Source organism: Flagellimonas halotolerans (assembly GCF_035818535.1).
In the GTDB taxonomy this organism is placed as follows: Bacteria; Bacteroidota; Bacteroidia; order Flavobacteriales; family Flavobacteriaceae; genus Flagellimonas; species Flagellimonas halotolerans.
On record NZ_JAYKYV010000001.1, the window covers coordinates 169,684 to 195,656 of the forward strand.

At 42.6% G+C, this 25,973-nt stretch carries 29 protein-coding genes; 24 read left to right on the plus strand and 5 right to left on the minus strand.

Going from position 1 to position 25,973, the window contains the following annotated elements; genetic code table 11:
- The first annotated feature begins 103 nt into the window (after positions 1 to 103).
- The 4 genes from VM932_RS00695 to purD all read left to right on the plus strand — a co-directional run bounded on the left by VM932_RS00695 (position 104) and on the right by purD (position 4,482).
- A complete protein-coding gene (locus tag VM932_RS00695; RefSeq protein ID WP_326276657.1) occupies positions 104 to 874 on the plus strand; it encodes a glycosyltransferase family 2 protein in 771 nt (256 codons plus the stop codon).
- Between the two features lie 10 nt (positions 875 to 884).
- The gene (locus VM932_RS00700) at positions 885 to 2,039 is read left to right on the plus strand and encodes a glycosyltransferase family 4 protein (RefSeq protein WP_326276658.1); all 1,155 of its coding nucleotides are present in this window, start codon (positions 885 to 887) and stop codon (positions 2,037 to 2,039) included.
- On the plus strand, positions 2,036 to 3,007 hold the full coding sequence (locus VM932_RS00705; RefSeq protein WP_326276659.1) for a UDP-glucuronic acid decarboxylase family protein: 972 nt from the start codon (positions 2,036 to 2,038) through the stop codon (positions 3,005 to 3,007). The genes VM932_RS00700 and VM932_RS00705 overlap by 4 nt, the downstream gene beginning before the upstream one ends.
- Positions 3,008 to 3,210: 203 nt before the next feature.
- On the plus strand, positions 3,211 to 4,482 hold the full coding sequence (purD, locus tag VM932_RS00710) for a phosphoribosylamine--glycine ligase (RefSeq protein WP_326276660.1): 1,272 nt from the start codon (positions 3,211 to 3,213) through the stop codon (positions 4,480 to 4,482).
- Here the strand turns inward: purD and VM932_RS00715 are convergent.
- A complete protein-coding gene (locus VM932_RS00715; RefSeq protein WP_293166338.1) occupies positions 4,477 to 4,698 on the minus strand; it encodes a DUF6341 family protein in 222 nt (73 codons plus the stop codon). The genes purD and VM932_RS00715 overlap by 6 nt on opposite strands.
- 39 nt (positions 4,699 to 4,737) lie before the next feature.
- Between VM932_RS00715 and VM932_RS00720 the strand changes: the two genes are divergently transcribed.
- The 5 genes from VM932_RS00720 (at position 4,738) to VM932_RS00740 (ending at position 8,259) form a co-directional block, all read left to right on the plus strand.
- Positions 4,738 to 5,667, plus strand: a complete 930-nt coding sequence (locus VM932_RS00720) for a DUF6427 family protein (RefSeq protein ID WP_326276662.1) — start codon at positions 4,738 to 4,740, stop codon at positions 5,665 to 5,667.
- Positions 5,668 to 5,709: 42 nt separating this feature from the next.
- A complete protein-coding gene (locus VM932_RS00725) occupies positions 5,710 to 6,315 on the plus strand; it encodes a DUF4254 domain-containing protein (protein WP_326276663.1) in 606 nt (201 codons plus the stop codon).
- Positions 6,299 to 7,360: a glycosyltransferase family 9 protein gene (locus VM932_RS00730; RefSeq protein ID WP_326276664.1), complete on the plus strand. Its 1,062-nt coding sequence runs from the start codon at positions 6,299 to 6,301 to the stop codon at positions 7,358 to 7,360. The genes VM932_RS00725 and VM932_RS00730 overlap by 17 nt, the downstream gene beginning before the upstream one ends.
- Before the next feature lie 389 nt (positions 7,361 to 7,749).
- Positions 7,750 to 7,998 carry a type II toxin-antitoxin system Phd/YefM family antitoxin gene (locus tag VM932_RS00735; protein ID WP_293166352.1) on the plus strand — a complete coding sequence of 83 codons (249 nt, stop codon included), beginning with the start codon at positions 7,750 to 7,752 and terminating at the stop codon, positions 7,996 to 7,998.
- Positions 7,999 to 8,259: a Txe/YoeB family addiction module toxin gene (locus VM932_RS00740; RefSeq protein ID WP_326276665.1), complete on the plus strand. Its 261-nt coding sequence runs from the start codon at positions 7,999 to 8,001 to the stop codon at positions 8,257 to 8,259. It begins immediately after the preceding gene.
- Between the two features lie 44 nt (positions 8,260 to 8,303).
- On the opposite strand, the gene arsS is transcribed toward VM932_RS00740, so the two are convergent.
- The 3 genes from arsS to VM932_RS00755 all read right to left on the minus strand — a co-directional run bounded on the left by arsS (position 8,304) and on the right by VM932_RS00755 (position 10,510).
- Positions 8,304 to 9,392, minus strand: a complete 1,089-nt coding sequence (arsS, locus tag VM932_RS00745; protein ID WP_326276667.1) for an arsenosugar biosynthesis radical SAM (seleno)protein ArsS — start codon at positions 9,390 to 9,392, stop codon at positions 8,304 to 8,306.
- 15 nt (positions 9,393 to 9,407) lie between these two features.
- Positions 9,408 to 9,743, minus strand: coding sequence for an arsenosugar biosynthesis-associated peroxidase-like protein (locus VM932_RS00750; RefSeq protein WP_119607732.1), 336 nt, complete (start codon positions 9,741 to 9,743; stop codon positions 9,408 to 9,410).
- 206 nt (positions 9,744 to 9,949) lie between these two features.
- Positions 9,950 to 10,510: a fasciclin domain-containing protein gene (locus tag VM932_RS00755; protein ID WP_326276668.1), complete on the minus strand. Its 561-nt coding sequence runs from the start codon at positions 10,508 to 10,510 to the stop codon at positions 9,950 to 9,952.
- A gap of 156 nt (positions 10,511 to 10,666) precedes the next feature.
- Between VM932_RS00755 and VM932_RS00760 the strand changes: the two genes are divergently transcribed.
- A complete protein-coding gene (locus VM932_RS00760) occupies positions 10,667 to 11,431 on the plus strand; it encodes a patatin-like phospholipase family protein (protein ID WP_326276669.1) in 765 nt (254 codons plus the stop codon).
- Between the two features lie 146 nt (positions 11,432 to 11,577).
- On the opposite strand, the gene VM932_RS00765 is transcribed toward VM932_RS00760, so the two are convergent.
- The gene (locus VM932_RS00765; RefSeq protein WP_326276671.1) at positions 11,578 to 12,624 is read right to left on the minus strand and encodes a ferredoxin--NADP reductase; all 1,047 of its coding nucleotides are present in this window, start codon (positions 12,622 to 12,624) and stop codon (positions 11,578 to 11,580) included.
- A gap of 121 nt (positions 12,625 to 12,745) precedes the next feature.
- On the opposite strand from VM932_RS00765, the gene VM932_RS00770 reads away from it, so the two are divergent.
- From VM932_RS00770 to dut, 14 genes are all read left to right on the plus strand, one after another.
- Positions 12,746 to 14,215 (plus strand): DUF5687 family protein, encoded by a 1,470-nt coding sequence (locus VM932_RS00770; RefSeq protein ID WP_326276672.1) that lies wholly within the window; start codon positions 12,746 to 12,748, stop codon positions 14,213 to 14,215.
- Positions 14,216 to 14,237: 22 nt separating this feature from the next.
- Complete coding sequence (locus tag VM932_RS00775; protein WP_326276673.1) at positions 14,238 to 14,933, plus strand: ABC transporter ATP-binding protein; 696 nt, start codon at positions 14,238 to 14,240, stop codon at positions 14,931 to 14,933.
- A 101-nt stretch (positions 14,934 to 15,034) separates the two neighbouring features.
- Positions 15,035 to 17,566: a type IX secretion system periplasmic lipoprotein PorW/SprE gene (gene porW / locus VM932_RS00780; RefSeq protein ID WP_487309600.1), complete on the plus strand. Its 2,532-nt coding sequence runs from the start codon at positions 15,035 to 15,037 to the stop codon at positions 17,564 to 17,566.
- 21 nt (positions 17,567 to 17,587) lie between these two features.
- Positions 17,588 to 18,007 (plus strand): bactofilin family protein, encoded by a 420-nt coding sequence (locus tag VM932_RS00785; RefSeq protein ID WP_326276674.1) that lies wholly within the window; start codon positions 17,588 to 17,590, stop codon positions 18,005 to 18,007.
- The gene (locus VM932_RS00790) at positions 17,985 to 18,215 is read left to right on the plus strand and encodes an AtpZ/AtpI family protein (RefSeq protein ID WP_326276675.1); all 231 of its coding nucleotides are present in this window, start codon (positions 17,985 to 17,987) and stop codon (positions 18,213 to 18,215) included. Before VM932_RS00785 ends, VM932_RS00790 begins: the two co-directional genes overlap by 23 nt.
- Positions 18,216 to 18,295: 80 nt before the next feature.
- The gene (locus VM932_RS00795; RefSeq protein WP_487309601.1) at positions 18,296 to 18,601 is read left to right on the plus strand and encodes a DUF6168 family protein; all 306 of its coding nucleotides are present in this window, start codon (positions 18,296 to 18,298) and stop codon (positions 18,599 to 18,601) included.
- Between the two features lie 118 nt (positions 18,602 to 18,719).
- Entirely contained in the window at positions 18,720 to 19,859 is a 1,140-nt protein-coding gene (gene atpB, locus VM932_RS00800) for a F0F1 ATP synthase subunit A (RefSeq protein WP_326276677.1), read from the plus strand.
- 31 nt (positions 19,860 to 19,890) lie between these two features.
- Entirely contained in the window at positions 19,891 to 20,082 is a 192-nt protein-coding gene (gene atpE / locus VM932_RS00805) for an ATP synthase F0 subunit C (RefSeq protein ID WP_053970734.1), read from the plus strand.
- 94 nt (positions 20,083 to 20,176) lie between these two features.
- Positions 20,177 to 20,677, plus strand: a complete 501-nt coding sequence (locus VM932_RS00810) for a F0F1 ATP synthase subunit B (RefSeq protein WP_326276680.1) — start codon at positions 20,177 to 20,179, stop codon at positions 20,675 to 20,677.
- A gap of 4 nt (positions 20,678 to 20,681) precedes the next feature.
- Positions 20,682 to 21,221, plus strand: a complete 540-nt coding sequence (gene atpH, locus VM932_RS00815; protein ID WP_326276681.1) for an ATP synthase F1 subunit delta — start codon at positions 20,682 to 20,684, stop codon at positions 21,219 to 21,221.
- Positions 21,222 to 21,223: 2 nt separating this feature from the next.
- The gene (gene atpA, locus VM932_RS00820) at positions 21,224 to 22,804 is read left to right on the plus strand and encodes a F0F1 ATP synthase subunit alpha (RefSeq protein ID WP_293166391.1); all 1,581 of its coding nucleotides are present in this window, start codon (positions 21,224 to 21,226) and stop codon (positions 22,802 to 22,804) included.
- Positions 22,805 to 22,880: 76 nt separating this feature from the next.
- On the plus strand, positions 22,881 to 23,741 hold the full coding sequence (atpG, locus tag VM932_RS00825) for an ATP synthase F1 subunit gamma (protein WP_326277114.1): 861 nt from the start codon (positions 22,881 to 22,883) through the stop codon (positions 23,739 to 23,741).
- Between the two features lie 240 nt (positions 23,742 to 23,981).
- Positions 23,982 to 25,451 (plus strand): lipopolysaccharide biosynthesis protein, encoded by a 1,470-nt coding sequence (locus VM932_RS00830; RefSeq protein WP_326276682.1) that lies wholly within the window; start codon positions 23,982 to 23,984, stop codon positions 25,449 to 25,451.
- Positions 25,441 to 25,875 carry a dUTP diphosphatase gene (gene dut / locus VM932_RS00835; protein ID WP_326276683.1) on the plus strand — a complete coding sequence of 145 codons (435 nt, stop codon included), beginning with the start codon at positions 25,441 to 25,443 and terminating at the stop codon, positions 25,873 to 25,875. Before VM932_RS00830 ends, dut begins: the two co-directional genes overlap by 11 nt.
- The last annotated feature ends 98 nt before the right edge of the window (positions 25,876 to 25,973 follow it).

Here is a 25,973-nt window from a genome sequence, read left to right on the forward strand (position 1 = left end):
ATATTCATTTATTTATTTTCTTAGTTAAAGATTTTGGATATTTGGCAAGTTCTGTGGAACATGATTCTATTAAATTTAAACACTCATAATATATAACTTTATTTTGGATCCAAAAATTTCTATCATAACACCTTCATTTAATTCTGAAAAATATATTGCAGAAGCCATTAGATCTGTATTACAGCAAACGTATTCAAACTGGGAAATGATTGTTGTTGATGATTGTAGCAGCGACTCTTCTGTCAAAATTGTTGAGGAATTTGCAAATCAGGACAGAAGGATAGTTCTATTGCAGAACAAAGAAAATTTAGGTGCTGGACCGACTAGGAACAAGGCAATAGAGTTTTCAACGGGCCAGATTATTGCTTTTTTGGACAGCGATGACATTTGGCTAAGAGATAAACTGGAAAAGCATGTGAATTTTATGCTTAGGGAGGATGCGGCATTTTCCCACACATCATATGGTTTCATAAATGAAACAGGGAAAGTAATTAACAAAACATTTCATGTTAGTGACTTTCCGATAGAATATAAAGATTTACTTAAGAGAACTGAAATCAGCTGCCTTACAGCCATGTATGATGTTAACAAGGTTGGTAAAATGTATATGCCCGACCTAAGGGTAAAACAGGACTATGCCCTATGGCTTTCTATTCTTAAAAAGGGCTTTGTTTCAATGCCATTAGATGAAGAGTTGGCGTTTTATAGACAAAGAAAAAATTCAAACACCAACAAAAAATATAAACTTGTATGGAAGCATATTAAATTTTTGTACCAGACACAAAATTTAGGCTTTTTTAAAACAATTTATTACACCTTTTGGTGGGCTTACAATGGTGTGTTTAAGTATTATATCTCAAAAATAACAGGCTAAAATAAATCAAGTGTTTTTTTTAGAAACGGCTATATTATTGTTTGTCGGCTCATTTATTCTGACATATTTGACAATTCCAAAAATAATTGGGGTTGTTGAACATAAACGTCTGATGGACGATCCCGATCATCGAAGTTCACACAAGTCCAGAACACCTACCTTAGGAGGTATTGCATTTTTTTATTGTCTTATCTTTTCCCTTTTCTTTATTAAAGACAGAGCGGAAAATCTAGAGTTTATATATATAATCCCAGGTTTGACAATCTTGTTTATTGTTGGTCTAAAGGACGATATGGTAGTGCTTTCTCCAGGTTCCAAATTAATTGCTCAAGTCATTGCTATTGCCTTTATTTTAGTCAATGATAGCTTTGGGATTGAATCTTTAAACGGTTTTCTGAACATATACGAAATCCCATATTACCTCTATTTAGTAATTGGAGGCTTTTTAATGCTTACTATTATCAATTCATATAACTTAATTGATGGAATTGATGGTCTAGCATCAATAGTGGGTATTGTGATAATGGTTATTTATACCACTATATTCTATTTGTCCAAAGAGTATTTTTTTGCATTGATTGCCATTACCATGAATGCCTGTTTAATGGCCTTTTTTGGGTTTAACGTTTCCTCGAACAAAAAAATATTCATGGGAGATACTGGTTCGTTGATTGTTGGGTTTGTGATAAGTATTTTAACGTTGAAGTTTTTAGCTTTAGAGCCTTCGGCTTATGGTAAAGGTGAGCTCCCATTCTTGCTGGAGAACGCACCGCTAATTGCAATCAGTATTCTAATAGTGCCTTTGTTTGATACAGCTCGAGTATTTACGATTAGAATTGCCAATAAAAAAGGGCCATTTTCCCCAGACCGTAATCATGTTCATCATATTCTGATAGACTTTTGGGGTCTATCCCATAAGCAAGCAAGTTTTATTATAGGCTGTTTTAATATCATTTTTGTAGTGCTGTTTATTATTCTTGGAAGTAAAGCAAAAAATACTGGAATGGTAATTATGTTGGTCAGTGTTGTTATTTTTCTGGCCTATATATTTTTCAGGTATAATTATAACTTCACGACCCTCAAACAAAAAATCTTGTTGAAGCGAAAATTAGATGCCTTAAAAGGGAAAAAAGAGACCGCTCCGGAGAAGAATAAGAAAAAATGAAAAAAACACTCATTACCGGAGCAGCAGGGTTTTTAGGTTCCCACCTTTGTGACCGGTTCATTGCCGAAGGACACCATGTCATAGGTATGGACAACCTCATCACTGGCGATATTAAGAATATTGAACACTTGTTTCATCTAAAACGATTCGAGTTCTTTCACCACGATGTTACGAAGTTTGTGCACGTACCGGGGCGAATGGATTATATACTTCACTTTGCCTCACCCGCAAGCCCCATAGATTATTTAAAAATCCCTATTGATACGCTAAAGGTGGGCTCATTGGGCACACTAAACTTATTGGGATTGGCCAGAGATCATGGAGCACGTATTCTAGTGGCTTCCACTTCCGAGGTGTATGGAGACCCACTCGTGCACCCACAAAACGAGGATTATTTCGGAAATGTCAGCCCAATCGGGCCGCGAGGAGTTTATGACGAGGCCAAACGTTTTATGGAATCCATTACCATGGCCTACCATAGGCATCATGGATTGGATACACGCATAGTTCGAATTTTTAACACCTATGGTTCCCGTATGCGGCTTAACGATGGTCGTGTAGTGCCCGCTTTTATGGGACAAGCCTTAAGAGGAGAAGACTTAACTGTGTTTGGAGACGGTTCGCAGTCACGGTCATTCACGTATATTGACGACCAAATCGAAGGAATCTACCGCCTATTGATGAGCGATTATGTAGAACCCATCAATATTGGAAATCCGGACGAAACCACCATTTTGGAATTTGCCGAAGAAATCATCAAGCTAACGGGAACCGACCAAAAAATAATCTTCAAGCCATTGCCACAAGATGATCCCATGCAACGACAGCCGGATATTTCCCGAGCCAAAGAAATCTTGGATTGGGAACCAAAGGTACATCGCTCCGAAGGACTCAAAAAGGTGTTCGAATATTTCAAATCGCTTTCGGAAGAACAGTTATGGGAGGCGCACAGGGAGTTCCTGCCTTAAGCTTGTTGTCAATTTTGAAACACTAAAGCGACTGAAAAATCTATCTGAATTTCATATTTCTCGCATACGCTCGAAATAACAACTACACTCCATAATGGCTTAGTGGGAAATTGCGCAATCGGTGTCGAGCAGTAAACACAGATCATTTGCAAATAAGACCCAAATTAAATTTGAATTGCGTTATTTTTGCCAAAACTTAAATCATGAACATCCTGGTCCTGGGTGCCGGCGGTCGCGAACACGCCATTTCCCTTAAAATTTCACAAAGCCCCAAAACATCCAAACTGTTTGTAGCGCCCGGCAATGCCGGAACCTCCCAAATTGCCACAAATGTTGAGGTAGGGGTTAACGATTTTGAAGCCATTAAAGCATTGGTGCTGAAAGAAAGCATCAATTTGGTGGTAGTGGGACCAGAAGACCCTTTGGTAAACGGGGTACACGATTTTTTCTTAAAGGATACCGAGCTGAAAACCGTTCCTGTGATCGGACCGGAAAAAGCGGCAGCAGAACTCGAAGGAAGCAAGGAATTTGCCAAAGAGTTTATGATGCGGCACAACATTCCAACGGCAGCCTATCAAAGTTTTACCAGTGAGACCTTGGAAGAAGGGTATAGCTTTTTGGAAACCCTAAAACCGCCCTACGTCCTTAAGGCGGACGGACTTGCCGCTGGCAAAGGTGTGTTGATTCTTCAGGATTTACAAGAAGCCAAAGATGAGCTCAAATCCATGTTGCTAGACTCCAAGTTCGGCAGCGCAAGTGCCACGGTGGTCATCGAGGAATTCTTGGACGGCATAGAACTGAGCTGTTTTGTGCTTACTGATGGCACCAACTATAAAATTCTTCCAACAGCCAAGGACTACAAAAGAATAGGTGAGGGCGATACCGGCCTCAACACAGGGGGCATGGGCGCCATTTCCCCGGTTCCATTTGCCGATTCCATCTTTATGGACAAGATAGAGCGTCAAATTGTAAAACCTACCGTAGACGGCCTTAAAATCGATAATCTGCCCTATGTCGGTTTTATTTTTATCGGCTTGATAAAAGTCGGTAACGAACCCAAGGTAATCGAGTATAACGTTAGAATGGGCGATCCCGAGACCGAAGTGGTCATCCCAAGGTTAAAAAGCGATTTGGTCGAGGTGCTTTTGGCTATGGCCAATGGAACCTTAGATCAAGTTGACCTTCAAATTGACGAAAGGGCGGCAACGACCGTGATGGCAGTATCAGGTGGTTATCCCGAAGCCTACGAAAAAGGCAAGGAAATTTCAGGAACCCAAAACATAACAGATTCCATTGTGTTCCATGCGGGAACAAAGCTGTCCAACGGAAAAGTGGTAACCAATGGAGGGCGGGTAATAGCCATCACTTCCTTTGGAAAAGATTTTAGGGAAGCGTTAAAAACATCTTATCAAAATATGGAAAAGCTCCATTTTGATGGCATGTACTACCGAAAGGATCTAGGGTTCGATCTATAGGTAGGAGTGAGAGCTGATGCTCTTGTCTTCCTCACCACTTTCATTGAAAATTTTCAATTGGCCCATCCAATAAACCATGGCTACAAAGCCTATGATCATAAAAATCCAGTTAATGGAGTTGGCACCCCACCAGCTGTCCATAAAACGGAAAAAATCCAATGGTGCGAAAAGGTAGTTTACAAATAAGTCCTCTATACCGTAAAAAAACTTGCTCATGTTGGCTATATTTACTTTACAAAAGTAGCAAAAGATAAGATGATTTCAAGCTTTTTCGGAAAAACTAAACCTATAAATTACATTGTCCTTGCCATCATTTTGTTTCTTTTTTATTTCACTAATGTCTTTTTTCAGTTCGGGGAACAAAGAATCAATGACGTTATTACCTTGGAAATCTTGTTGTTCGCAGCCTTGTTGTTGTCCATTTTTATTGTCAACCAGATTGTAAGGACCGAAAAGGCCACGGAATCCAACTCCTATGCCATGCTGTTTTTTTTGCTTTTGATTATCACGTTTTCTGATGAGTTCGTCCTTCAAAATGTGGTTTTCGCCAACTTTTTCTTGCTTTTGGCTTTTTGGAGGATATTGTCCATCAAATCCATAAAAAATGTAAAGCACAAAATCTTTGATGCCTCCCTGCTGATTGCCCTTGCAAGTTTATTTTACGATTGGGCCCTGGCATTTATGTTTCTTGTATTTCTTGTAATCTTGGTTTATGACAGAAGGACCCTGAAAAATTGGTTGATACCCTTATTAGGGCTTGCCGCTATTTTTATTTTGACATTTACCGTGCTAAAACTGAAGGGCTCTTTGGGCTTTTTTAAGGAACACTATCAGTTCTCATTGGGGCTTTTTACCACCAAATCATTCTTCCAGGTACTGAACATAAAGACCTTGGTTTACCTTATTTTAACGATTGTTGTTTCCATTTTGGTGTTTGTGCGCCTGCGCAATGTTAGCGGCGGCAAATTGCTTTTGCTCAGGATAGTATTCTTGATCTTTGTTTTGGGAACGGGCATTATTCTTTTTACCCCGGCAGATGCTTCTCCCGTGTTGATTACCTTTTTCCCCGTAACCGTTTTTTTTACCAACTATTTCGAGGGTATAAAAAAACGCAGGCTTCAAGAAATGGTCTTGATCCTAAGTATGGTCTTGGCCTGCTCGCTTTTTGCCATTCATCTTGAGTAAATATGGCATAAAGCAATATCTTTGAACAAATTTATTTGAATTATGTTCAGCGACTTTGCCTTCAAGATATTTCAGGAAAGTATAGATGCCTATCACATTAAAGACGATGTGTACCAAGAATTCATCAACCCTTATCCAAAGGATAAAGTAGAACACCTGCTTTATAGAAAAAACTGGATCGATACCGTACAATGGCATTACGAGGACATTATCCGCGACCCAGGGATCGACCCGGCGGCGGCGCTGGACCTTAAACGGAAAATCGACGCGAGCAACCAAAACCGTACGGATTTGGTGGAATATATCGACAGCTATTTTTTGAACAAATACCAGTCGGTACAAGTAAAGGATGATGCCACTATCAATACCGAGAGCCCTGCATGGGCCATTGATCGACTTTCCATTTTGGCATTGAAAATTTATCACATGCAAGAAGAGGTGAACCGAACGGATGCCTCACCGGAGCACATCCAAAAATGCAATGATAAACTTACCGTGCTTTTGGAGCAGAAAATGGATCTTTCCACAGCCATTGACCAATTATTAGCCGATATTGAAGCTGGAAACAAGTACATGAAAGTCTACAAACAGATGAAAATGTACAACGACGATGAACTAAACCCTGTGCTTCGTGGACAAAAAGGGTAAAGAAACCCATATTTTGTTGATTCGGTTATCGGCGATGGGCGATGTGGCGATGGCCGTACCCGTTATCCGTGCGCTGACCGAAAAATATCCACAAATACAGCTTACCGTACTTACCAAAAAACCGTTCATGCCTATTTTTAATGGGTTGAGGAACGTTCAGGTAAAAGAAGCCGACGTAAAAAAACGGCACAAAGGCTTGATGGGGCTATGGCGACTCTACAAAGAACTGAAATTGTTGCAATTTGATGCCGTTGCAGACCTCCACAACGTATTGCGAAGTCGTGTGCTCAAAAAATATTTTGCCTTGGAAAGCATTCCATTTGCCCAGATTGAAAAGGGTCGGAAGGAGAAAAAGGCACTCACCCGCCCCAAAAACAAAGTTTTTGGGCAATTAAAGAGCACCCACCAGCGATATGCTGATGTTTTTGCCAATCTCGGTTTTCCCATTGATTTATCCATAGCCAAACCATTGGAACGTGTTCAACTCTCAGAAAAAGTATTGGAACTTGTGCAGCAGGGCACCAAAAAATGGGTGGGGATAGCACCTTTTGCCGCCCACGAAGGCAAAATGTATCCGTTGAAATCCACGGAAGAGATCATTAAAACCATTAACGATACCGATAAGTATAAAATCTTGTTGTTTGGAGGTGGAACCAAAGAAGTGGAGGTACTGGAACGGCTTGCAGCTACCTACAAAAGTACCCTGTGCATGGCGGGCAAGTTGAATCTATCCGAAGAACTGCAGCTCATTTCCAATTTGGATGTGATGCTGTCCATGGACAGCGGTAACGCACACATGGCCGCCAACTATGGTATTCCAGTAGTGACCCTTTGGGGTGTAACCCACCCTTATGCCGGTTTTTATCCGTTTGGGCAGCCTTTGGAAAACGCACTTATGGCCGACCGCGTAGCCTATCCTTTGATTCCAACCTCGGTATATGGCAACAAGGTACCCGAGGGTTACGAAAATGCCATGAAAACCATTCACCCTCAAGAGGTTTTGGAAAAGTTGTTGGGGGTTTTGGAGCCATCCGTCAATTCATAAGGAGCATTCATGGATTACCGAGCACCAATGATAAAGTCTATCTTGTTCATGGGCTCTCCCTAAATCCGCCATCTTTAAGTATTCAAAGCAAAAGGGGCACATCAAGCCTCATTTGGAAATATAAGTGAATCCATTTAAAAAAATAGATCCGAAAATAGGATTGTTAAAAGATACAACGAGCCTTTTTTTTGGCCGATATCGCTTAGAGTTTAATCAAGTGTTTCCTTTTAGTGAACCTTTTGTATAATTCTTTGAAAAACGATTAAGAGTAGGGAGATACGAGCGTGACGCTGACAAAGGCAGGCTCGCACCAACGGCAAATCATAGGTACGCCACGTTCATTTAGTTAAAAAGTACCTGTTTAAGTACTTTTTTGGCATATTTGCATTATGGAAACAGTAAACTATACAGGCTTTAGATCAAACCTAAAACATTGGTTCGATAAGGTTGTCAACGATGTAAGCGAGGTCATCATCAAGCGCAAGGGCGGCAAGGATCTTGTTTTGATATCATTGGACGAATACAATTCATTAAAGGAAACCACCTATTTGTTGACGGGCAAAAACAGGGATATTCTCTTGAACTCCATCAAAGAACTGGAAGCGGGAAACGGTATTGAAAGAGATATGATCGAGTAGATGAAGCTGACCTGGTCCACATCTTCAAGGGAAGATTATCTGTATTGGCAGAAAGTCGACAAGAAAATAGTAAAACGAATAAACGAGCTTATCAAAAGCTATATGCGCACCCCTTTTGAGGGCATTGGAAAACCCGAAGCCTTAAAAGGGGATTTACAGGGCTATTGGTCAAGACGGATAACATCGGAACACCGATTGGTCTACAAATATGAAAATGATAGATTATTGATTGCAGCGTGCCGATACCATTATGGTAAGTAACGTCCCGCTCGTGCGAGCGCGGTCGTTCTGACGTACAAGACGTCTTAAGCCACCGAACCTTGGCAACTACTTCCCGCTCCCGCGGTGCAGCCATAGCAATGCTGTGAGATAACGATGTCCCGATTGCTAAGCACATCATCATTGTAATCCTTAATGTGCCTTACTTGGCTTGCTACCTTTAGGTCCAGCATTTGGTTAAAGTCGCAATCGTAGAGCCAACCGTCCCAACTTACGGAAATGGTATTGGTACACATTACATTTTCTACCGCAGCCGGATTATAGGCTTCTACCAAGGAGTACATATAATCCTCATAATTGTCCGAAGCGATGAGATAATCCAAAAACCTTGAAATGGGCAAATTGGTAATGGCAAAAAGGTTGTGGAAATCAATGTCAAAATCGGCTTTCAGTGCTTTTTTAAAATCGTGTTCCATAGCAGCTTGGTCGGCAGGCAAAAATGCCCCCGAAGGATTGTACACCAAATCCAAACGCAAACCGCTATCTGGCATCCCATAGCCCACTTCGTTGAGCATTTGCAAGGCTTTTATAGATTTATCAAAAACACCGTCCCCTCGCTGTTTGTCGGTTTTTCCACGGGTATAGTGCGGCATGGACGATACAACGTGCACATTGTGCTTTTTAAAAAATTCAGGAAGGTCGTAGTACTTTTTGTTGGCCAAAATAATGGTGAGATTGGAACGCACAATAAAATCTTGGATGCCCGCTTTGGAGGCTTCCTCCACAAACCATCGAAAATCGGGGTTCATTTCAGGTGCACCGCCGGTAAGGTCCAAGGTGTGGGCCCCAGTATTCCGAATCACCTCCAGACATTGCTCCATGGTCTCCCGGGTCATGATTTCCTTCCGGTCCGGTCCGGCATCCACATGGCAGTGCCCACAAACCTGGTTGCACATGTACCCCACATTGATTTGGAGCACCTCCAGTGTTTTGGGCCGTAATGGAAAATGGCCTGTTTCTGCAATCTTATCTTTAAAGTAGGGCAGCTCACCATCCGCAAAAAGCTCCCCATTTAGAACCTCTAGCTGTGTTTGGGTATTGGCAAGTGCGTCTTTCTGTGCCTTTAAGGATTTTTTCGCTGCTTTTTTTAGGTCTGTAAGTATGCTTTGTGCCATTAATCTAAAATAGGTTTACATGGAAAGTTTGTCGTACTTGTTCATCATCTGTACCCCATGTACCAAGGTGGCGCCACTTTCTATGGCGGCCCCTGCGTGTACGGCTTCCATCATTTCTTCTTTGGTGATTCCCCGTTGCAGGCCATCTTTGGTGTAGGCATCAATGCAGTACGGGCATTTAACCACGTGCGATACGGCCAGGGCGATCAAGGATTTTTCCCGGGCGCTCAGCGCTCCCTCCTCAAAAACCTTTCCGTAGTAGTCAAAAAACTTGTTGCCCAGTTCTTCGCTCCATTCGGTGATCTTACCGAATTTTCTCAAGTCTGCTGGGTCGTAATATGATTTGGCCATTTTTCTTTATTTAATGTTTCACCTAAACATACAACAAATATCACTATTTGTTTTGGTCGAAAGGATATGGAATGGATTACATCTTTTGATCGATAAATCATTGGTTTTATCAAAAAAACGGACTTACACCTGATTAAAGGGCTCTTAAAATGAAAGAGAGCGACAAATGCCGCTCTTGTGCTCATTCAAATATAAACCGACCAAAACTATTTGGCCGAAGGAAGTACCACGGTGTCCACAACATGGATGACCCCGTTGGATTGATTCACATCGGCAATCGTTACGGTGGATACATTACCATTGCCATCCTTGATCATAATAGTGCCTTCACCCATCATTGCGGTCAATTTGTCCCCGTTTACCGTAGTAAGCTCTGTCCTTCCATTGCCTTTTTCGATCCATTCCATCAAATCACTGGCATTGTACTTTCCGGCCACTACGTGATAGGTAAGTACGCTTTGTAATTTTGACTTATTTTCTGGTTTGAGCAAGGTAGCCACGGTTCCTTCCGGTAATTTTTCGAATGCACTGTTGGTAGGTGCAAATACCGTAAAAGGTCCCTCGCCTTGCAATGTCCCTACCAGATCGGCGGCTTTTACGGCAGCAACCAAAGTAGTATGGTCCTTGGAGTTTACGGCATTGGAAACAATGTCCTTGCTCGGGTACATGGGAGCGCCCCCTACCATTTTTGTTTGGGAGAAGCCTGTTGTAATTGTCATAAATCCAACGCAGGATACTATCAGCGTCAATGTTCTTAAAGATTTCATGTGATTTAAATTTTAGTTTATATAACCACTTACGGAGTTTTTGAGGGGAGGGTTTGGTTTTTGGTAAGATTGATGATCATTTAATCCAAATACGATCTAAGGGCAATGTATCCAAAGCTGCAATATGTTAACTTTGCTGCTTATTGATTTGCACAAATGCTTGAAAATAAATCCATAGGCCTCGTACTTTCTGGGGGAGGTGTCCGCGGAATGGCGCACATAGGCCTGATCAAGGCCATGCGCGAACACCATCTTGAGGCCAAAGTAGTGGCGGGCACAAGTGTCGGTGCCTTGGTGGGCGCACTTTACGCCAACGACAATTCTGTAGAGGAAATGCTCACCTTTTTTAAAGAGACACCTTTGTTCCAATATAGCTTCTTTGCCATAAAAAAGCCCGGCTTTATAGACACGGAACGCTATTTTGATATTTTCAAAGAATTTTTCCCGGAGAATAGTTTTAAAAGTTTGGAGCGGCCGCTTTTTGTGGTGGCCACGGATCTATTAAAAGGAAATGAAAAAGTGTTCTACGATGGAGAACTCATAAAACCCCTTTTGGCATCGGCCGCCTTGCCACCCGTTTTCAGTCCGGTGGAGATTGATAATGTGCTATATGCAGATGGGGGCATCATGAACAATTTTCCAAAGGAATACGTCGATCACCTAACGGATTTTATTATCGGCAGCAATGTATCCATAACCGCACCTCTGGAAAAAAAAGATTTGCGAAATTCCTTTCAGCTTACGGCAAGGGTCACCAGTTTAATGATCCATGCTTCAAACAATGAAAAGTTGCACCAATGCGACCTTTTTATAGAACCAAAGGAATTGGATTCGATTGGGGTATTGGATAAAAAGGGTATCGAAAACGCCTTCAATATTGGGTATGAACATGGCAGCAGGGCCTTGGAGCAATTATTGTAAGCCCCTAGTCCTGTTTTTTGTTGTTCAGTTGCTTAGTTAATGGATTAGTTCATCCCGACATTTGAATACCGCCCACTGGGCTGTTGTTTTGTTCAGCGTTTCAGGTTTTAAGTTTGATGGCTGGACTTGAATTTGAACTTTCAACATCAAACATTGTCGTAATCCACCTTGATTTTTGATGTGATCGGATGCGACTGACAGGTCAAAACAAAACCTTCTTCGATTTCACCATCGGTAAGGATCTGGTTTTTTACCATTTCCACCTTTCCTTCCGTCAAGCGTGCAATACAACTACTGCAAACACCGCCCTGGCAAGAATAAGGAGCGTCTATATCCTGTTTTAAAACGGCATCGAGGACCAATTCTTTTTTATCCATTACAAAAGTGAAGGTCTCATCATCCAAGATTACCTCCACCTGGGTCTTGCCTTCCAATGTTCCGGCAAGTTCATCTTCGGTATCATCGCTGGTAAAAAGCTCAAAATGGATTTTATCCTCGGAAACACTGTTTTCTTTAAGTGTATCGGATACTTGTTGGATCATATCTTCGGGTCCGCAGAGGTAGAAGGCATCGAATTCAGTTCCCTTGAACTTGTTTTTGAGCACAAAGTTGACGGTGGATCGTTCAATCCTTCCAAAAAGGGCATCCTCCTCATTGGACCTACTGTACACATATTGTACAAAAAAACGTTCTCCGTATCGTTCTTTAAGAGACTGTATGGTTTTAAAATACATGGTCTCCTCTGGTGACTGGTTTCCGAACACCAACACAAAGGTATTCTCCGGGTTGTTTTCCAAAACGGTTTGGGCAATGCTCATGATCGGTGTAATACCACTGCCGGCAGCGAACGCGGCAATTTTTTTTGGAGAGGTTTCATCAAAGACAAAACGGCCCTCGGGAACCATTACCTCTATGGTATCACCAGCCTTTAGATTCTCGTTGGCATAAACGGAAAAGGTACCACCTTCCATCTTTTTGATGCCAACCGTTAATTTTCCCGAGGATGGCGGTGTGGAAATGGAATAGGCCCGGCGTAGTTCCTGTCCGTTCAATTTATGTTTTAAGGTAATGTATTGTCCAGCTTTGAAACGATAAGCTTCTTTAAGATTTTCTGGAACATCAAAAGTAAGGGCCACGGCATTGGGAGTCAATTGGTCCACCGCGGCTATGGTTAAAGCATGAAAATGGCTCATGTAAAGAATTTTGCTGCAAAATTAAGCATTACACTCCTTTTGAGCAGCTATTTTTATAAAAAGCGTACCTCTTCTGTAACAAATCCAATAAATTGGACACCAACAAAAAAAAACGCCAACCATGCTCAAGCATTTTATTGGACTCCAGTGGAAGTCATTTTTTAGGTCTGCAAGTTTTAAGACAGAGATTTGGTTTAAGATTTTGATGGCCTTGGGAGCGCTGTACTTTATTGTTGTGTTCCTGGGAATGGGCGTTGGGGCCTATTTTATTATCGAGGATATGGAAATTGGCGATCCGTTGCGGGTGGTCAACCGGTTTATGGTTTACTATTTTGCCTTTGACCTTGTATTTAGGTACATGCTGCAAAAAATGCCAGTAACCAATATTAAACCTTTGTTGTATTTGCCCATTGACAAAACCAAGGTTGTCAATTTTTCGCTGGGTAAAACCGTAATCTCGTTTTTTAACATGGCCCATGCGTTCTTTTTTATTCCCTTTAGTATTGTGTTGCTGGTTGAGGGATATCCACCCATACAGGTTATTGGATGGCATTTGGCTTTAATGGCCCTTTTTTACTGTAACAACTTCCTCAATGTTATGGTAAACAACAAAAATGCTGTTTTTTACGTATTTGCAGCACTTTTGATCCTAGCAGGGGCATCACAATATTATCAATGGTTTGATTTAACCCAATACACCCAACCCATATTCGATTTTTTCTATGACATGCCCTGGACGGCCATAATTCCTTGGTCGGTTTTGTTGGGAATGTACTACGGCGCTTTCTTCTATTTTAAAAAGCACATGTACCTGGACGGCGGGTTGGCCAAAAAACAGACCGAGGCCAAAACAGAGAACTTGGAATGGCTTGATCGCTTTGGCAATCTGGGCACCTTTTTAAAGAACGACATCAAACTCATTAAACGTAACAAAAGATCGCGAACGGCGGTGCTCATGGGCTTTTTCTTTATATTTTATGGATTGCTCTTTTTTACGGGCGCCCTGGAAGTATATGACGGGCCTTTTTGGAAAATTTTTGCGGGGATTTTTGTTACCGGAGGGTTCCTCTTCAGTTTTGGGCAGTATGTGCCCAGTTGGGACAGTAGCTATTACCCTTTGATGATGAGCCAGAACATCAAGTACCGCGAGTACCTGTCATCCAAATGGTATTTGGTGATCATTGCTACCATCATCTCCACCATTTTGGCCACCTTTTATATCTATTTTGGATGGGAGGCCTATGCTGCTGTCCTGGTAGGTGCAATCTATAATATTGGAATAAACAGTTACTTGGTACTTTGGGGCGGTGCTTACGTAAAAACCCCGATAGACCTCACCTCCAACAAAAAGGCATTTGGAGACAAACAGGCATTCAATGCCAAGACACTCCTGCTCACTTTGCCCAAATTGGTATTGCCGATCGGGATTTATGCCATAGGCCATTTTTTGATCAACCCGACCGCTGGGTACATTTTTGTGGCCGTTTTCGGCTTACTTGGATTTGTTTTTAAGGAAAAGGTGTTCACCATGATCGAGGGCATTTACAAAAAGGAGAAGTACAAAACATTGCAAGCATACAAACAGAAATAACACACCATTAATAATAAAATACATGATCACAGTTCATAATTTAACCAAGATTTACGGAGAGCAGACCGTTTTGAACATTGAACATCTGGAAATCCCAAAAGGCCAAAGTTTTGGTCTGGTCGGGAACAATGGGGCAGGAAAAACCACCTTGTTCAGTCTGTTGTTGGATTTGATCCAGCCCACGACCGGGCACATTATAAACAAAGATGTGCAAGTGGACCAAAGCGAAGCCTGGAAACCGTTTACCTCTGCCTTTATTGATGAGACCTTTTTGATAGGCTACCTTACCCCCGAAGAGTATTTTTACTTTATCGGGGAACTGCGCGACAGGAACAAGGCCGATGTGGATGCGCTACTGTCCAATTTTGACGATTTCTTCCACGGGGAAATTTTGGGCCAGAAAAAATATTTGAGAGATCTTTCCAAAGGAAACCAGAAGAAAGTGGGCATTGTGGCCAGCTTTATCGGAAATCCCGAAGTGGTGGTCTTGGACGAACCCTTTGCCAATTTGGATCCGACCACCCAAATCCGGTTAAAGGGAATCATCAAGGATTTGGCCGCCAAAGAAGGCGTAACCGTATTGGTTTCCAGCCACGATCTGATTCACGTTACCGAGGTCTGCGAACGTATCGTAGTGCTGAACAAGGGTGAAATTGTAAAGGACATCCATACCTCTGCCGAAACCATGAAGGAGCTCGAAGCTTTCTTTGCGGGTTGATGTTTGAAAAAGCAGGTGTAAAAATTCTTGCATTTTATCGATAAGCCTTATAATAATCCGCTCTTTTTTGAGTTTAAGGTTACACAAGATTATCGATAATTTTGAAGCTTCATCACACATTTATAGGTGCCATGGTTTTGGGAGGACTTGTATTCAATGCATGTTCCACCCAAAAGGACAAGTTTATCAACAGAAATTGGCACGCCCTCAACACCGAGTACAACACTTTGTACAATGGTAATCTCGCCTTTCAACAAGGTTTGGAAGAAATCAACGCCAATTATCGTGATGATTATTGGGAAACCCTGCCCGTGGAGCGCCTTAAAGTTACGGATGAGGTAAAACTAGACTCCGAGGACAACAACCCCAACTTTTTAATTGCGGAGGAAAAGGCCACCAAGGCCATCCAAAAGCACAGCATGGACATCAAGGACGAGGAACGTAACCCTCAAATTGATGAAGCATTTCTTTTGCTTGGCAAGTCGCGTTATTTCGACCAGCGCTACATACCGGCTTTGGAATCCTTCAACTACATCTTAAGAAAATATGTGGAGAGCGATAAGCTGAACGAGGCTACCATTTGGAGGGAAAAAATAAATATGCGTTTGGACAATCCCGAAGTGGCCATTAAAAACTTGAAGCGCCTGTTCAAGTACGAAAAACTGAAAGATCAAGAATACGCCGACGCCAACGCAGTCATGGCCCAGTGTTACATCAACCTGAATGCACCCGATACGGCCATACAGAAACTAAAAATATCACAGGCCTATACCAAAAAGAATCCCGAAAAGGGAAGGTATCTGTTCATCATCGGGCAGTTGTACGATCAATTGGGGCATAAGGATAGCGCCAACTACGCTTACAACAAGGTCATAGAGCTCAACCGTAAATCGCCTAGGGTGTACATGATCAATGCTCACCTAAAAAAAATCCAGAACACCGAACTTACTGAGGGCAACCGGGAAGAAATGCTGGAATACCTCACCGATTTGGAGGAAAACCGGGAGAATAGACCTTTCTTGGACAAAATTTACCGTCAAGTGGCCCAGTACCACATGGCCTACGAATCGGATAGTTTGGCCTTGGCCTATTACAACAAATCCATACAGGCAACGCAGGGAGAGCGCAAATTAAACGCCCTGAACTACCAAAGTTTGGCCGATTACCATTTTGATGAGGACGAATACAGAATTGCGGGCTCGTATTATGACAGTACCTTGACCAACCTGAATAAAAACACTAGAAAGTACCGAGATATCAAAAAGAGACTGGACAACCTCGAAGATGTTATCAAATACGAAGATATTGTACAGCATGCCGATAGCGTGATTACTTTATACCAGATGCCCGTAGCGGAACGCAAGGCCTATTTTGAGGATTTTATCGCTGAGATGAAGCGTAAGGAAGAGGCCGAAGCAGAGAAACAACAAGAACGCACCAATGCCGGGTTTGCTACGTTTGCTGACAGCAAGGGAGGAAAGGAAAATCAGGGCAAGTTCTATTTTTATAACATTACCAGTTTGGGCCATGGCAGAAACGATTTTAAAACCCGTTGGGGTACAAGGTCTCTTGAAGATGATTGGCGATGGAGCAATAGATCAAAAACCTTGGTTTCCGAGGCAACGGGCGAAGAGGTTGCAGGCAATGATGAGGTCTTGACGGAAGACCAAAAGTATTCCGTAGACTATTATTTGGAACAAGTACCGACTGATGTGACCGTTATTGACAGTTTAAAGGGAGAACGCAACTTTGCCAACTATCAATTAGGGTTGATCTATAAGGAGAAATTTAAGGACAATATGCTGGCCGCCGCCAAGTTGGAACGCGTACTTTCCTCAAAGCCCGAAGAACGTTTGATACTCCCATCAAAATACAACCTATACAAGATTTACGAAGAATCGGGCAGCCCTTTGGCTATGGATATGAAGCAGAACATCATCACCAACCACCCCGATACTCGCTATGCCGAGATTTTATTAAACCCGCAAGCTGTTCTCGACGGAGATTCGGACAGTCCCGATGCCAGATATGCAGCTTTGTTCAAACAATACCAAAAGCAAGAATTTTTAAGGGTGATCACGCAATCCGAGGAATACATCAACAAATTTACGGGCGACCCCATCGTACCCAAGTTCGAGATGCTAAAGGCCAACGCCATTGGTCGTTTACAGGGATTTGAGCCTTTTAAGGAAGCCTTGAACTATGTGGCGCTCACCTACCCCAACAAGCCCGAAGGGAAAAAGGCACAGCAAATGATCGATGAGCAACTGCCCAAACTGGAGAACAAGGAATTCTCACCAGAAACAGGTTCCACGGGCGCAGGAAACTGGAAGGTAGTCTTTCCCTTTACCATTGGAAATGATGAAAAGGCCACCAAACTTAAAGAGCGTTTGGCAGAAGTAATCGAAGAATTGAATTACAAGAACATTGTTTCCAAGGACATCTATAATCTGGAGGATCAATTTGTGGTGGTACACGGTTTTCCATCCAAAGATTTTGCCTTAGGCTTTGCGGAGCTTATAAAAAACAATAGGGACTACCTTATTAAAGATGAGAATTTTGTAATTTTATCCGATAATTATAAAATAATACAGGTCCACAAGAACCTAGAATCGTACAAAGCACAATTTTAATCCCCAAAACCCTAGAACACAATGTTTTCTGACAACAAAAAACCTCGACCCATGACTGAATTTGGCGGACAGCCCAATAGAATTGAAAAAAACACCAAGATCAAGGGCGAGATTACCTCCGAAGCCGATTTTAGGATAGATGGCAAATTGGAAGGCAACGTTACCACATCCGGCAAAGTGGTCATAGGAAAAGATGGCTACATCAACGGTAAGGTGGATTGTGTGAATGCGGATATTGAAGGGCGGTTCAATGGGGAACTTATTGTGAAGGATTTACTTTCCTTAAAATCCTCTGCAACCATTGAAGGCACCTTAAGGGCGGCCAAATTGTCCGTGGAGCCCGGAACTACATTAAATGCTTCCTGTATCATGGGCAAAGGAGGTGCTACAGCTACCAAACCGGAGTCCATAAAGAAAAATGAGCCAGCAAAAGCCTCCTAACAAACATAAAAAAACAATAAACACAGCAGCCCGTTTGTCTGGTTCGGCCATTCAAATGGGCATTGTTATTTATTTGGGCGTCTGGGGCGGAAAGTGGCTCGACGGCCATTTTGATACCGAAAAAGTGTTCTTGCCCATCTGTACAATAGTGGCCGTTGCGATTTCCATATATTTGGTGATTCAACAACTGAAAAAAATCAACGATTGAAAATCAGGTTTTACCCGGTTCTTTTTATTTTAACCCTGTTTGTGGGGTTATTTGTTTCATTCTTTTCCCAATCTTGGCTTTTGGAAAACAAGGGCCATGACCCTTCTTCTTTTCAACTTGCAAAGAGCTATGTGCTCAACGCAATAATGGCCTTGATCGTGTTTTTAGCCATTTACATTTTTAGGAACAGATACCGGGATTTGCTTGGTTTCTTTTTTTTGGGAGGCAGCCTTTTAAAATTTGCGCTTTTCTTCATTTTTCTATACCCTGCCTTTAATCAAGATGGTGTATTGGAACGTTTGGAGTTCCTTGCGTTTTTTGTTCCGTACGGATATGCACTTGCCCTGGAAACCTTCTTTTTGGTGAAACTGCTTAATACTGTGTGACAAAGCGGTGAAATCAACCCGAAAAAACAAAGAAAAAAATAATACCTAAAAAAGCTTTTTTCTTTTGAAGGAGGAATGTATTTTTGCACCAATTTTTGAGGACCCATAGTTGGATCATATGCGATATTCTTTTTTCAGTAAAAAATTAGTTGCCGTAATTTTTTTGATTGCGGGATTTGTATCGGCCCAAAACCATGAGGGAGAAGAAGTTGAAACAGGTGCCCACGATTTAAAGACCCAGATCAAGGAATACATCGACCACCACCTTCTGGATTCCCATGACTTCAACCTTTATTCGTATACAACAGATCAGGGAGAGCATAAATATATTGGATTTCCGCTTCCTGTTATTCTTTGGGACAATGGGCTTAAGGTCTTTCTTTCTTCGGAGTTCGAGCACGGGGAAGCCGTGGCCGAGGTAGATGGAAATTACTACGCGCTTTATCACAATAAAATTTATAGGACGGATGCCGAGGGAACTATCCATTTTGGTGGGCACCACGGTGACGAAACCCACACTGAAGATGCTTTTGGAGAGGATTTGGTGGTGGATGACGCACACCCTACCAATGAGAAACCATTGGATTTTTCGATTACCAAGAATGTGGTCTTTATTATTGCCGTATCACTTTTAATGTTTTTGGTGTTCCGTTCCATGGCCAAAAGGTATCAGAAGAGTACTATGCCAAGGGGCTTGGGAAGATTTTTGGAGCCTTTGGTGCTTTTTGTTCGGGATGAGATTGCAATTCCAAACATAGGTGAGCACAAATACAAAAAGTACATGAGTTACTTGTTGACGGTATTCTTTTTTGTGTGGATCATCAACCTGTTGGGTTTGACGCCGCTTGGGGTCAACGTAACCAATAACATTGCCGTTACCTTTGCCTTGGCAATGATCACCTATCTAATCACAACATTTACGGGGAACAAGAATTACTGGAAACACATTTTCTGGATGCCAGGTGTGCCCGTTCCCATGAAAATTATATTGGCGCCCATAGAATTGTTGGGAACGTTCATCAAGCCATTTTCATTGATGATTCGTTTGTACGCCAACATTACTGCGGGTCACGTGGTATTGATGAGTATTATCGGTCTTATGTTCATTTTTAAGAACTGGATAGGGAGCCCGTTGTCCTTTTTGTTGGCCTTTGCACTTTCCTTGTTGGAATTGTTGGTGGCCGCATTACAGGCATATATTTTTACCATGCTGTCCGCCCTTTATTTTGGTATGGCGGTAGAAGAAGATCATCATTAATTAGAACGTTTAATATTTAAATTCATATATCATGACAATTCCAAACATCGTAGGTGCTGGTTTGATCGTAATCGGAGCAGGATTGGGTATCGGTAGAATCGGTGGTCAGGCAATGGAAGCCATTGCCCGTCAACCAGAAGCTTCCGGTAAGATCCAAACTGCTATGCTTATTGCAGCAGCCCTTATTGAAGGTATCGGTTTCGCCGCTCTTTTTGCAGCTTAATAACCGTAAAAACATTGATGAAGGCCATAGCGGTTGGCTATGGCCCTTTATCGATTTAAAATGATATAGTTAAAAGATTTAATAGTTAAGATAAATGGAAAAGTTAATCGAACAGTTCTCCTTCGGGTTGTTTTTCTGGCAATTGTTGCTTTTTGTGGCCCTTTTGTTCTTGTTGAGGAAATATGCTTGGAAACCAATTCTCGGTGCTGTTGAAAAACGCGAAGAAGGCATTAAAGATGCTCTTGAAGCTGCCGAAGCTGCAAAAAAAGAAATGCAGAACGTTACTGCAGACAGCGAGAGACTTTTAAAAGAAGCCAGGGTAGAAAGAGATGCCTTGTTGAAAGAGGCCAGAGAGATCAAGGAAAGTATTGTTTCCGAAGCCAAAGAACAAGCGCAAGTCGAAGGTGATAAGATGATCAAGCAGGCACAAGCCACTATAGAAAGTGAAAAGAAAGCCGCCGTTGCCGAAATTAAGGCACAGGTAGCCAGCCTATCCCTTGAAATTGCAGAAAAAGTAATCAAAGAAGAACTTTCCCAAAAAGGCAGACAACAAAAGTTGGTTGAGGACATGTTGGGCGATATTAAACTGAACTAAGAGCATGAACCAGAACAGGGCAGCCATACGCTACGCAAAAGCAACCTTGGATTTCGCATTGGAAAAGAAAGCGGCAGAAGCCGTTGAAAAAGACATGCGGGAGATAGCTGGGACCATTTCCGGAAGTGAGGAGCTTCAGCACCTTTTGGAAAGCCCCATCATAAAATCAGAAGTGAAGAAGAACAGTTTGTTGGAAGTCTTTAAAGATGCCAACGAGATTACCAAAGGCCTTCTTCAAACCTTGATAAGCAACAAGCGTATTGCCATGCTACAGGAAGTTGCCTTCAAATACATCATTCTTCACGAGAAATTGAAGGGTGAGGAAGTAGCTTATGTGACCACGGCAGTTCCATTGACCGCTGAGCTGGAAAAGAAAATCTTGGCCACCGTTACCAAGGCAACGGGCAATACGATTACCCTGGAAAATAAAATCGATGAGAGCATCATCGGAGGATTTGTACTAAGGGTTGGAGATACCCAATACGATGCGAGCATCGCTAACAAATTGAACGGATTAAAAAGAGAATTTACAAATAGTCTATAAAAATGGCAGGAGTAAAAGCCGCTGAGGTATCAGCAATTTTGAAAAAACAGTTATCAGGTTTCGAAGCATCCGCTTCTTTGGATGAAGTAGGTACCGTATTACAAGTAGGTGATGGTATTGCCCGTGTGTATGGACTTGCCAATGTCCAATACGGGGAATTGGTGGAGTTTGACGGCGGAATGCAGGGAATCGTTTTGAACCTAGAGGAGGACAACGTAGGTGTTGTATTGTTGGGCCCATCGAAAGAGGTCGTGGAAGGCGCCACCGTTAAGAGAACCGAGCGTATAGCCTCCATCAACGTAGGTGAAGGAATTGTTGGCCGTGTGGTGGACACCTTGGGCAAACCTATCGATGGTAAAGGACCCATTTCTGGTGAAACCTACGAAATGCCCTTGGAACGAAAAGCTCCCGGAGTTATTTTTAGACAGCCTGTAAACGAGCCATTGCAAACAGGTATCAAGGCAATCGATGCCATGATTCCGGTCGGTCGTGGACAAAGGGAGTTGGTGATCGGTGATAAGCAAACCGGTAAAACCACCGTTTGTATCGATACCATCCTAAACCAAAAGGAATTTTACGATGCCGGTGAGCCCGTGTACTGTATCTATGTGGCCATAGGACAAAAAGCATCCACCGTAGCCGCCATCGCCAATACTTTGGAAGAAAAAGGGGCATTGGCCTATACCACCATTGTGGCAGCCAACGCTTCCGACCCTGCTCCAATGCAGGTATATGCTCCGTTCGCCGGTGCAGCTATCGGGGAGTATTTTAGGGATACAGGACGTCCGGCCTTGATCATCTATGATGATTTATCAAAACAAGCCGTTGCTTATCGTGAGGTATCCTTGTTGTTGAGAAGACCCCCGGGACGTGAAGCATATCCTGGTGACGTTTTCTTCTTGCACTCAAGATTATTGGAGCGCGCTGCCAAGGTCATTGCCGACGACGAAATCGCAAAGAACATGAACGACCTCCCAGAGGTGTTGAAGCCCATGGTAAAAGGAGGAGGTTCTCTGACAGCCCTACCAATTATTGAAACACAGGCAGGTGACGTATCCGCCTATATCCCGACCAATGTAATTTCCATTACCGATGGTCAGATATTCTTGGAGCAGGACTTGTTCAACCAAGGGGTTCGTCCTGCAATCAACGTAGGTATCTCCGTATCACGTGTTGGAGGTAATGCCCAGATCAAGTCGATGAAGAAAGTAGCAGGTACTTTGAAACTGGACCAAGCCCAGTTCCGTGAATTGGAAGCTTTTGCCAAGTTCGGTTCTGATTTGGATGCCGCTACCTTGAACGTTATTGAAAAAGGACGTAGGAACGTAGAGATCTTGAAACAGGGCCAGAACGACCCATTTACAGTTGAGGATCAGGTTGCCATCATCTTTGCAGGTTCCAAAAACCTGTTGCGCGATGTTCCTGTGAACAAGATAAAGGAGTTTGAAAAGGATTACTTGGAGTTCTTGAACGCAAAGCACAGAGATGTGTTGGATACCCTTAAAGCAGGTAAATTGACCGACGAGGTGACCGAAACATTGACGGCTGTTTGCAAGGATCTTTCAAGTAAATACAAGGCATAACAATTGTCATTCCCGTGAAAACGGGAATCCATAACCAAAAAGATTCCGCATCAAGTGCGGAATGACAAAGAAGCATATGGCGAATCTAAAGGAAATACGGAACAGGATAACATCCATCTCTTCAACGATGCAGATTACCAGTGCCATGAAAATGGTTTCCGCTGCAAAGTTGAAAAAAGCTCAGGATGCCATCACGGCCATGCGTCCCTATTCGGACAAGCTGACCGAGCTTTTGCAAGGGCTTAGTGCCAGCTTGGAAGGAGACGGAGGAAGCGAATACGCTGACAAAAGACCCGTGAACAAAGTTTTGGTGGTTGCCATCACTTCGAATAGAGGTCTTTGTGGTGGATTCAACTCCAACATCATCAAGCAGAGCAACAATTTGGTGTCCAACAAGTATCCGGGAAAACAAGTTGATTTCTACACCATTGGCAAAAAGGGAAACGACATCCTTCGTAAAAGACATACCATATTGGGTGACCAAAGCAAGGTTTACGATGATTTGACCTTTGACAACGTTGCGGAAATCGCTGAATTGTTGATGCGTTTGTTCACCAAAGGTGATTACGACAAAATTGAATTGGTGTACAACAAGTTCAAGAATGCCGCTACGCAAATTGTGATGACCGAACAGTTTTTGCCCATTGTTGGAGCAGAAGGTGATCAGGCCATCGCAGCAGATTATATTTTTGAACCATCCAAAGTGGAAATCGTAAAGGAATTGATTCCTAAATCCTTGAAAACACAATTGTTCAAAGCGATCAGGGATTCCTTTGCAAGTGAGCACGGCGCCCGTATGACAGCGATGCACAAAGCAACCGATAATGCCGCTGAACTTAGGGATGAGTTAAAATTGACCTACAACAAAGCCCGTCAGGCTGCCATTACCAACGAAATCCTTGAAATTGTTGGTGGGGCGGAAGCGTTGAACAATTAGACCGAATGAAGATGAGGTCAAATTTTCCAACAGAGGCTCTGAACAATTAAGCCGAACCAAAGTGAGGCTAAATATTCAATAGCCGAGGCGTTGAACAGCTAAGATTCTACATTTAGATAATAGGAAAGGCTACCCATTCGGTGGCCTTTTTGTTTTTCTTGGGGCAATATGGTTTAGGTAATAATGGCTTTTGCGTAACTTGTAGCCACCTAATCAAGGTTTTTAAAGAAGCAACACCTATTGAATCCACTAAAGAGGCTTTTTAAACAAACATTTATCTATGGTTTGGCCACGGTATTGCCGAGGGTCATTTCGTTCTTCCTACTGCCGTTGTACACCGCAGTTTTCGAGAATGCATCAGGATATGGGCAGTACACCAACATATACGCTTGGATAGCCATTTTTAATGTGTTCTTGGCCTATGGAATGGAAACTGCCTTCTTTCGTTTCTATCATAAAACCAAGGACAAGGCCAAAGTAATCTCCACATCGCTAATCTCTTTATTGGGTTCTTCTTTGTTGTTTTTGATTTTGGCACTTTCCCTAAAAGATTGGCTTTCGGTAGTGACCAACATCAATGCGGATTATATAAAGTTCACCACCTATATTCTGGTGTTGGATGCCGTGGTGATTATCCCGTTTGCATTGCTCAGGGCTAATGAGAGACCCATGCGGTATGCCGTGCTAAAGACCATTAATGTGGCCACAAACTTGGCATTTAACGTGTTTTTCCTGCTTGTACTGCCACAGATGGTGAAAGGGTCAGGTTCAGGCTTCATGGCATCTATTTATAAGCCCAATTGGGAAATCCATTACGTTTTGATATCGAACGTTATTGCCAGCGGGCTAACATTGTTGATTTTGCTTCCCACCTATATCAAGGCGTCGTATAAATTCGACCTTGATATTTGGAAACAAATGATGAAATATGCAGGTCCCATCCTTGTGGCGGGAATAGCTTTTACCATAAACGAGGTATTGGATAAGATTTTGCTCACCGAACTACTCCCATCGGACATTGCAGAGAGCGAAGTGGGGAAATACGGAGCCTGCTATAAATTGGCACTCTTCATGACGCTGTTTGGAACCGCTTTCCGTATGGGAGTTGAACCCTTTTTCTTTAGTCATGCCAAGAGTGAAAAACCACAAAAAACCTATGCGCAGATCACCAATTACTTTGTAATTCTGGGCAGCATCATTCTTTTGGGGGTTATCGTTTTTATCGATGTCTTGGGAAAATTGCTCCTCAATAACCCTGTGTACTGGGAAGCCTTGGATGTGGTACCCATTATACTTTTGGCCAGTTTCTGTTTGGGCATCTACCACAACCTTTCCGTTTGGTACAAGGTAACGGACCGGACCAAGTTCGGGGCCTATATTTCATCCGTAGGGGCCATCATTACCTTGGTCATCAATATAAGCCTTATCCCCAAAATTGGATATATGGCATCCGCTCTGGCCACTTTGGCCGCTTATGGCAGTATGATGCTCTTGTCCTATTACTTTGGGAGAAAATACTACCCCATACCCTACAACATGCGGAAGATAGTCTTCTACCTTTCCGTATCACTCATATTTTCAATACTATCATTCTATGTTTTTAATAGAAATTTAATAGCCGGTAGCATACTGTTTTTGTTATTTTTGGGGTTAGTGTATAAGATGGAAGGAGATAAATTACGAAGCATATTATTAAGACGTGAAGATTAAGATCATCAACAAATCGGGCCACAAGTTGCCACATTACGAGACACTTGCTTCGGCAGGTATGGATTTACGGGCGGATTTGGAATCACCCATAACTTTAAAACCCTTGGAAAGGGCCATTGTACCAACAGGACTTTTTATGGAGCTCCCCGTAGGTTACGAAGCACAGGTACGGCCACGTAGCGGACTCGCCGCCAAAAAAGGCGTCACCGTTTTAAATGCTCCGGGCACCATTGATGCCGATTATCGTGGAAACGTTGGGGTAATCTTGGTGAACCTATCCAATGAAGACTTTACCATAGAAAACGGGGAACGTATCGCCCAATTGATCATCGCAAAGCACGAACGTGCCCAGTGGGAAGAAGTCGATACCCTTTCCGAAACCGACAGGGGCGAAGGCGGATTTGGAAGCACAGGCACAAAATAGAACATCTTCCTGCGAAGGCGTGAATCCCTTTGGGAAAAGCACGTAATAATTTTGAGAAGGAAGTTTGCGTAAACACTATTGAAATTATGGAGCTTTGG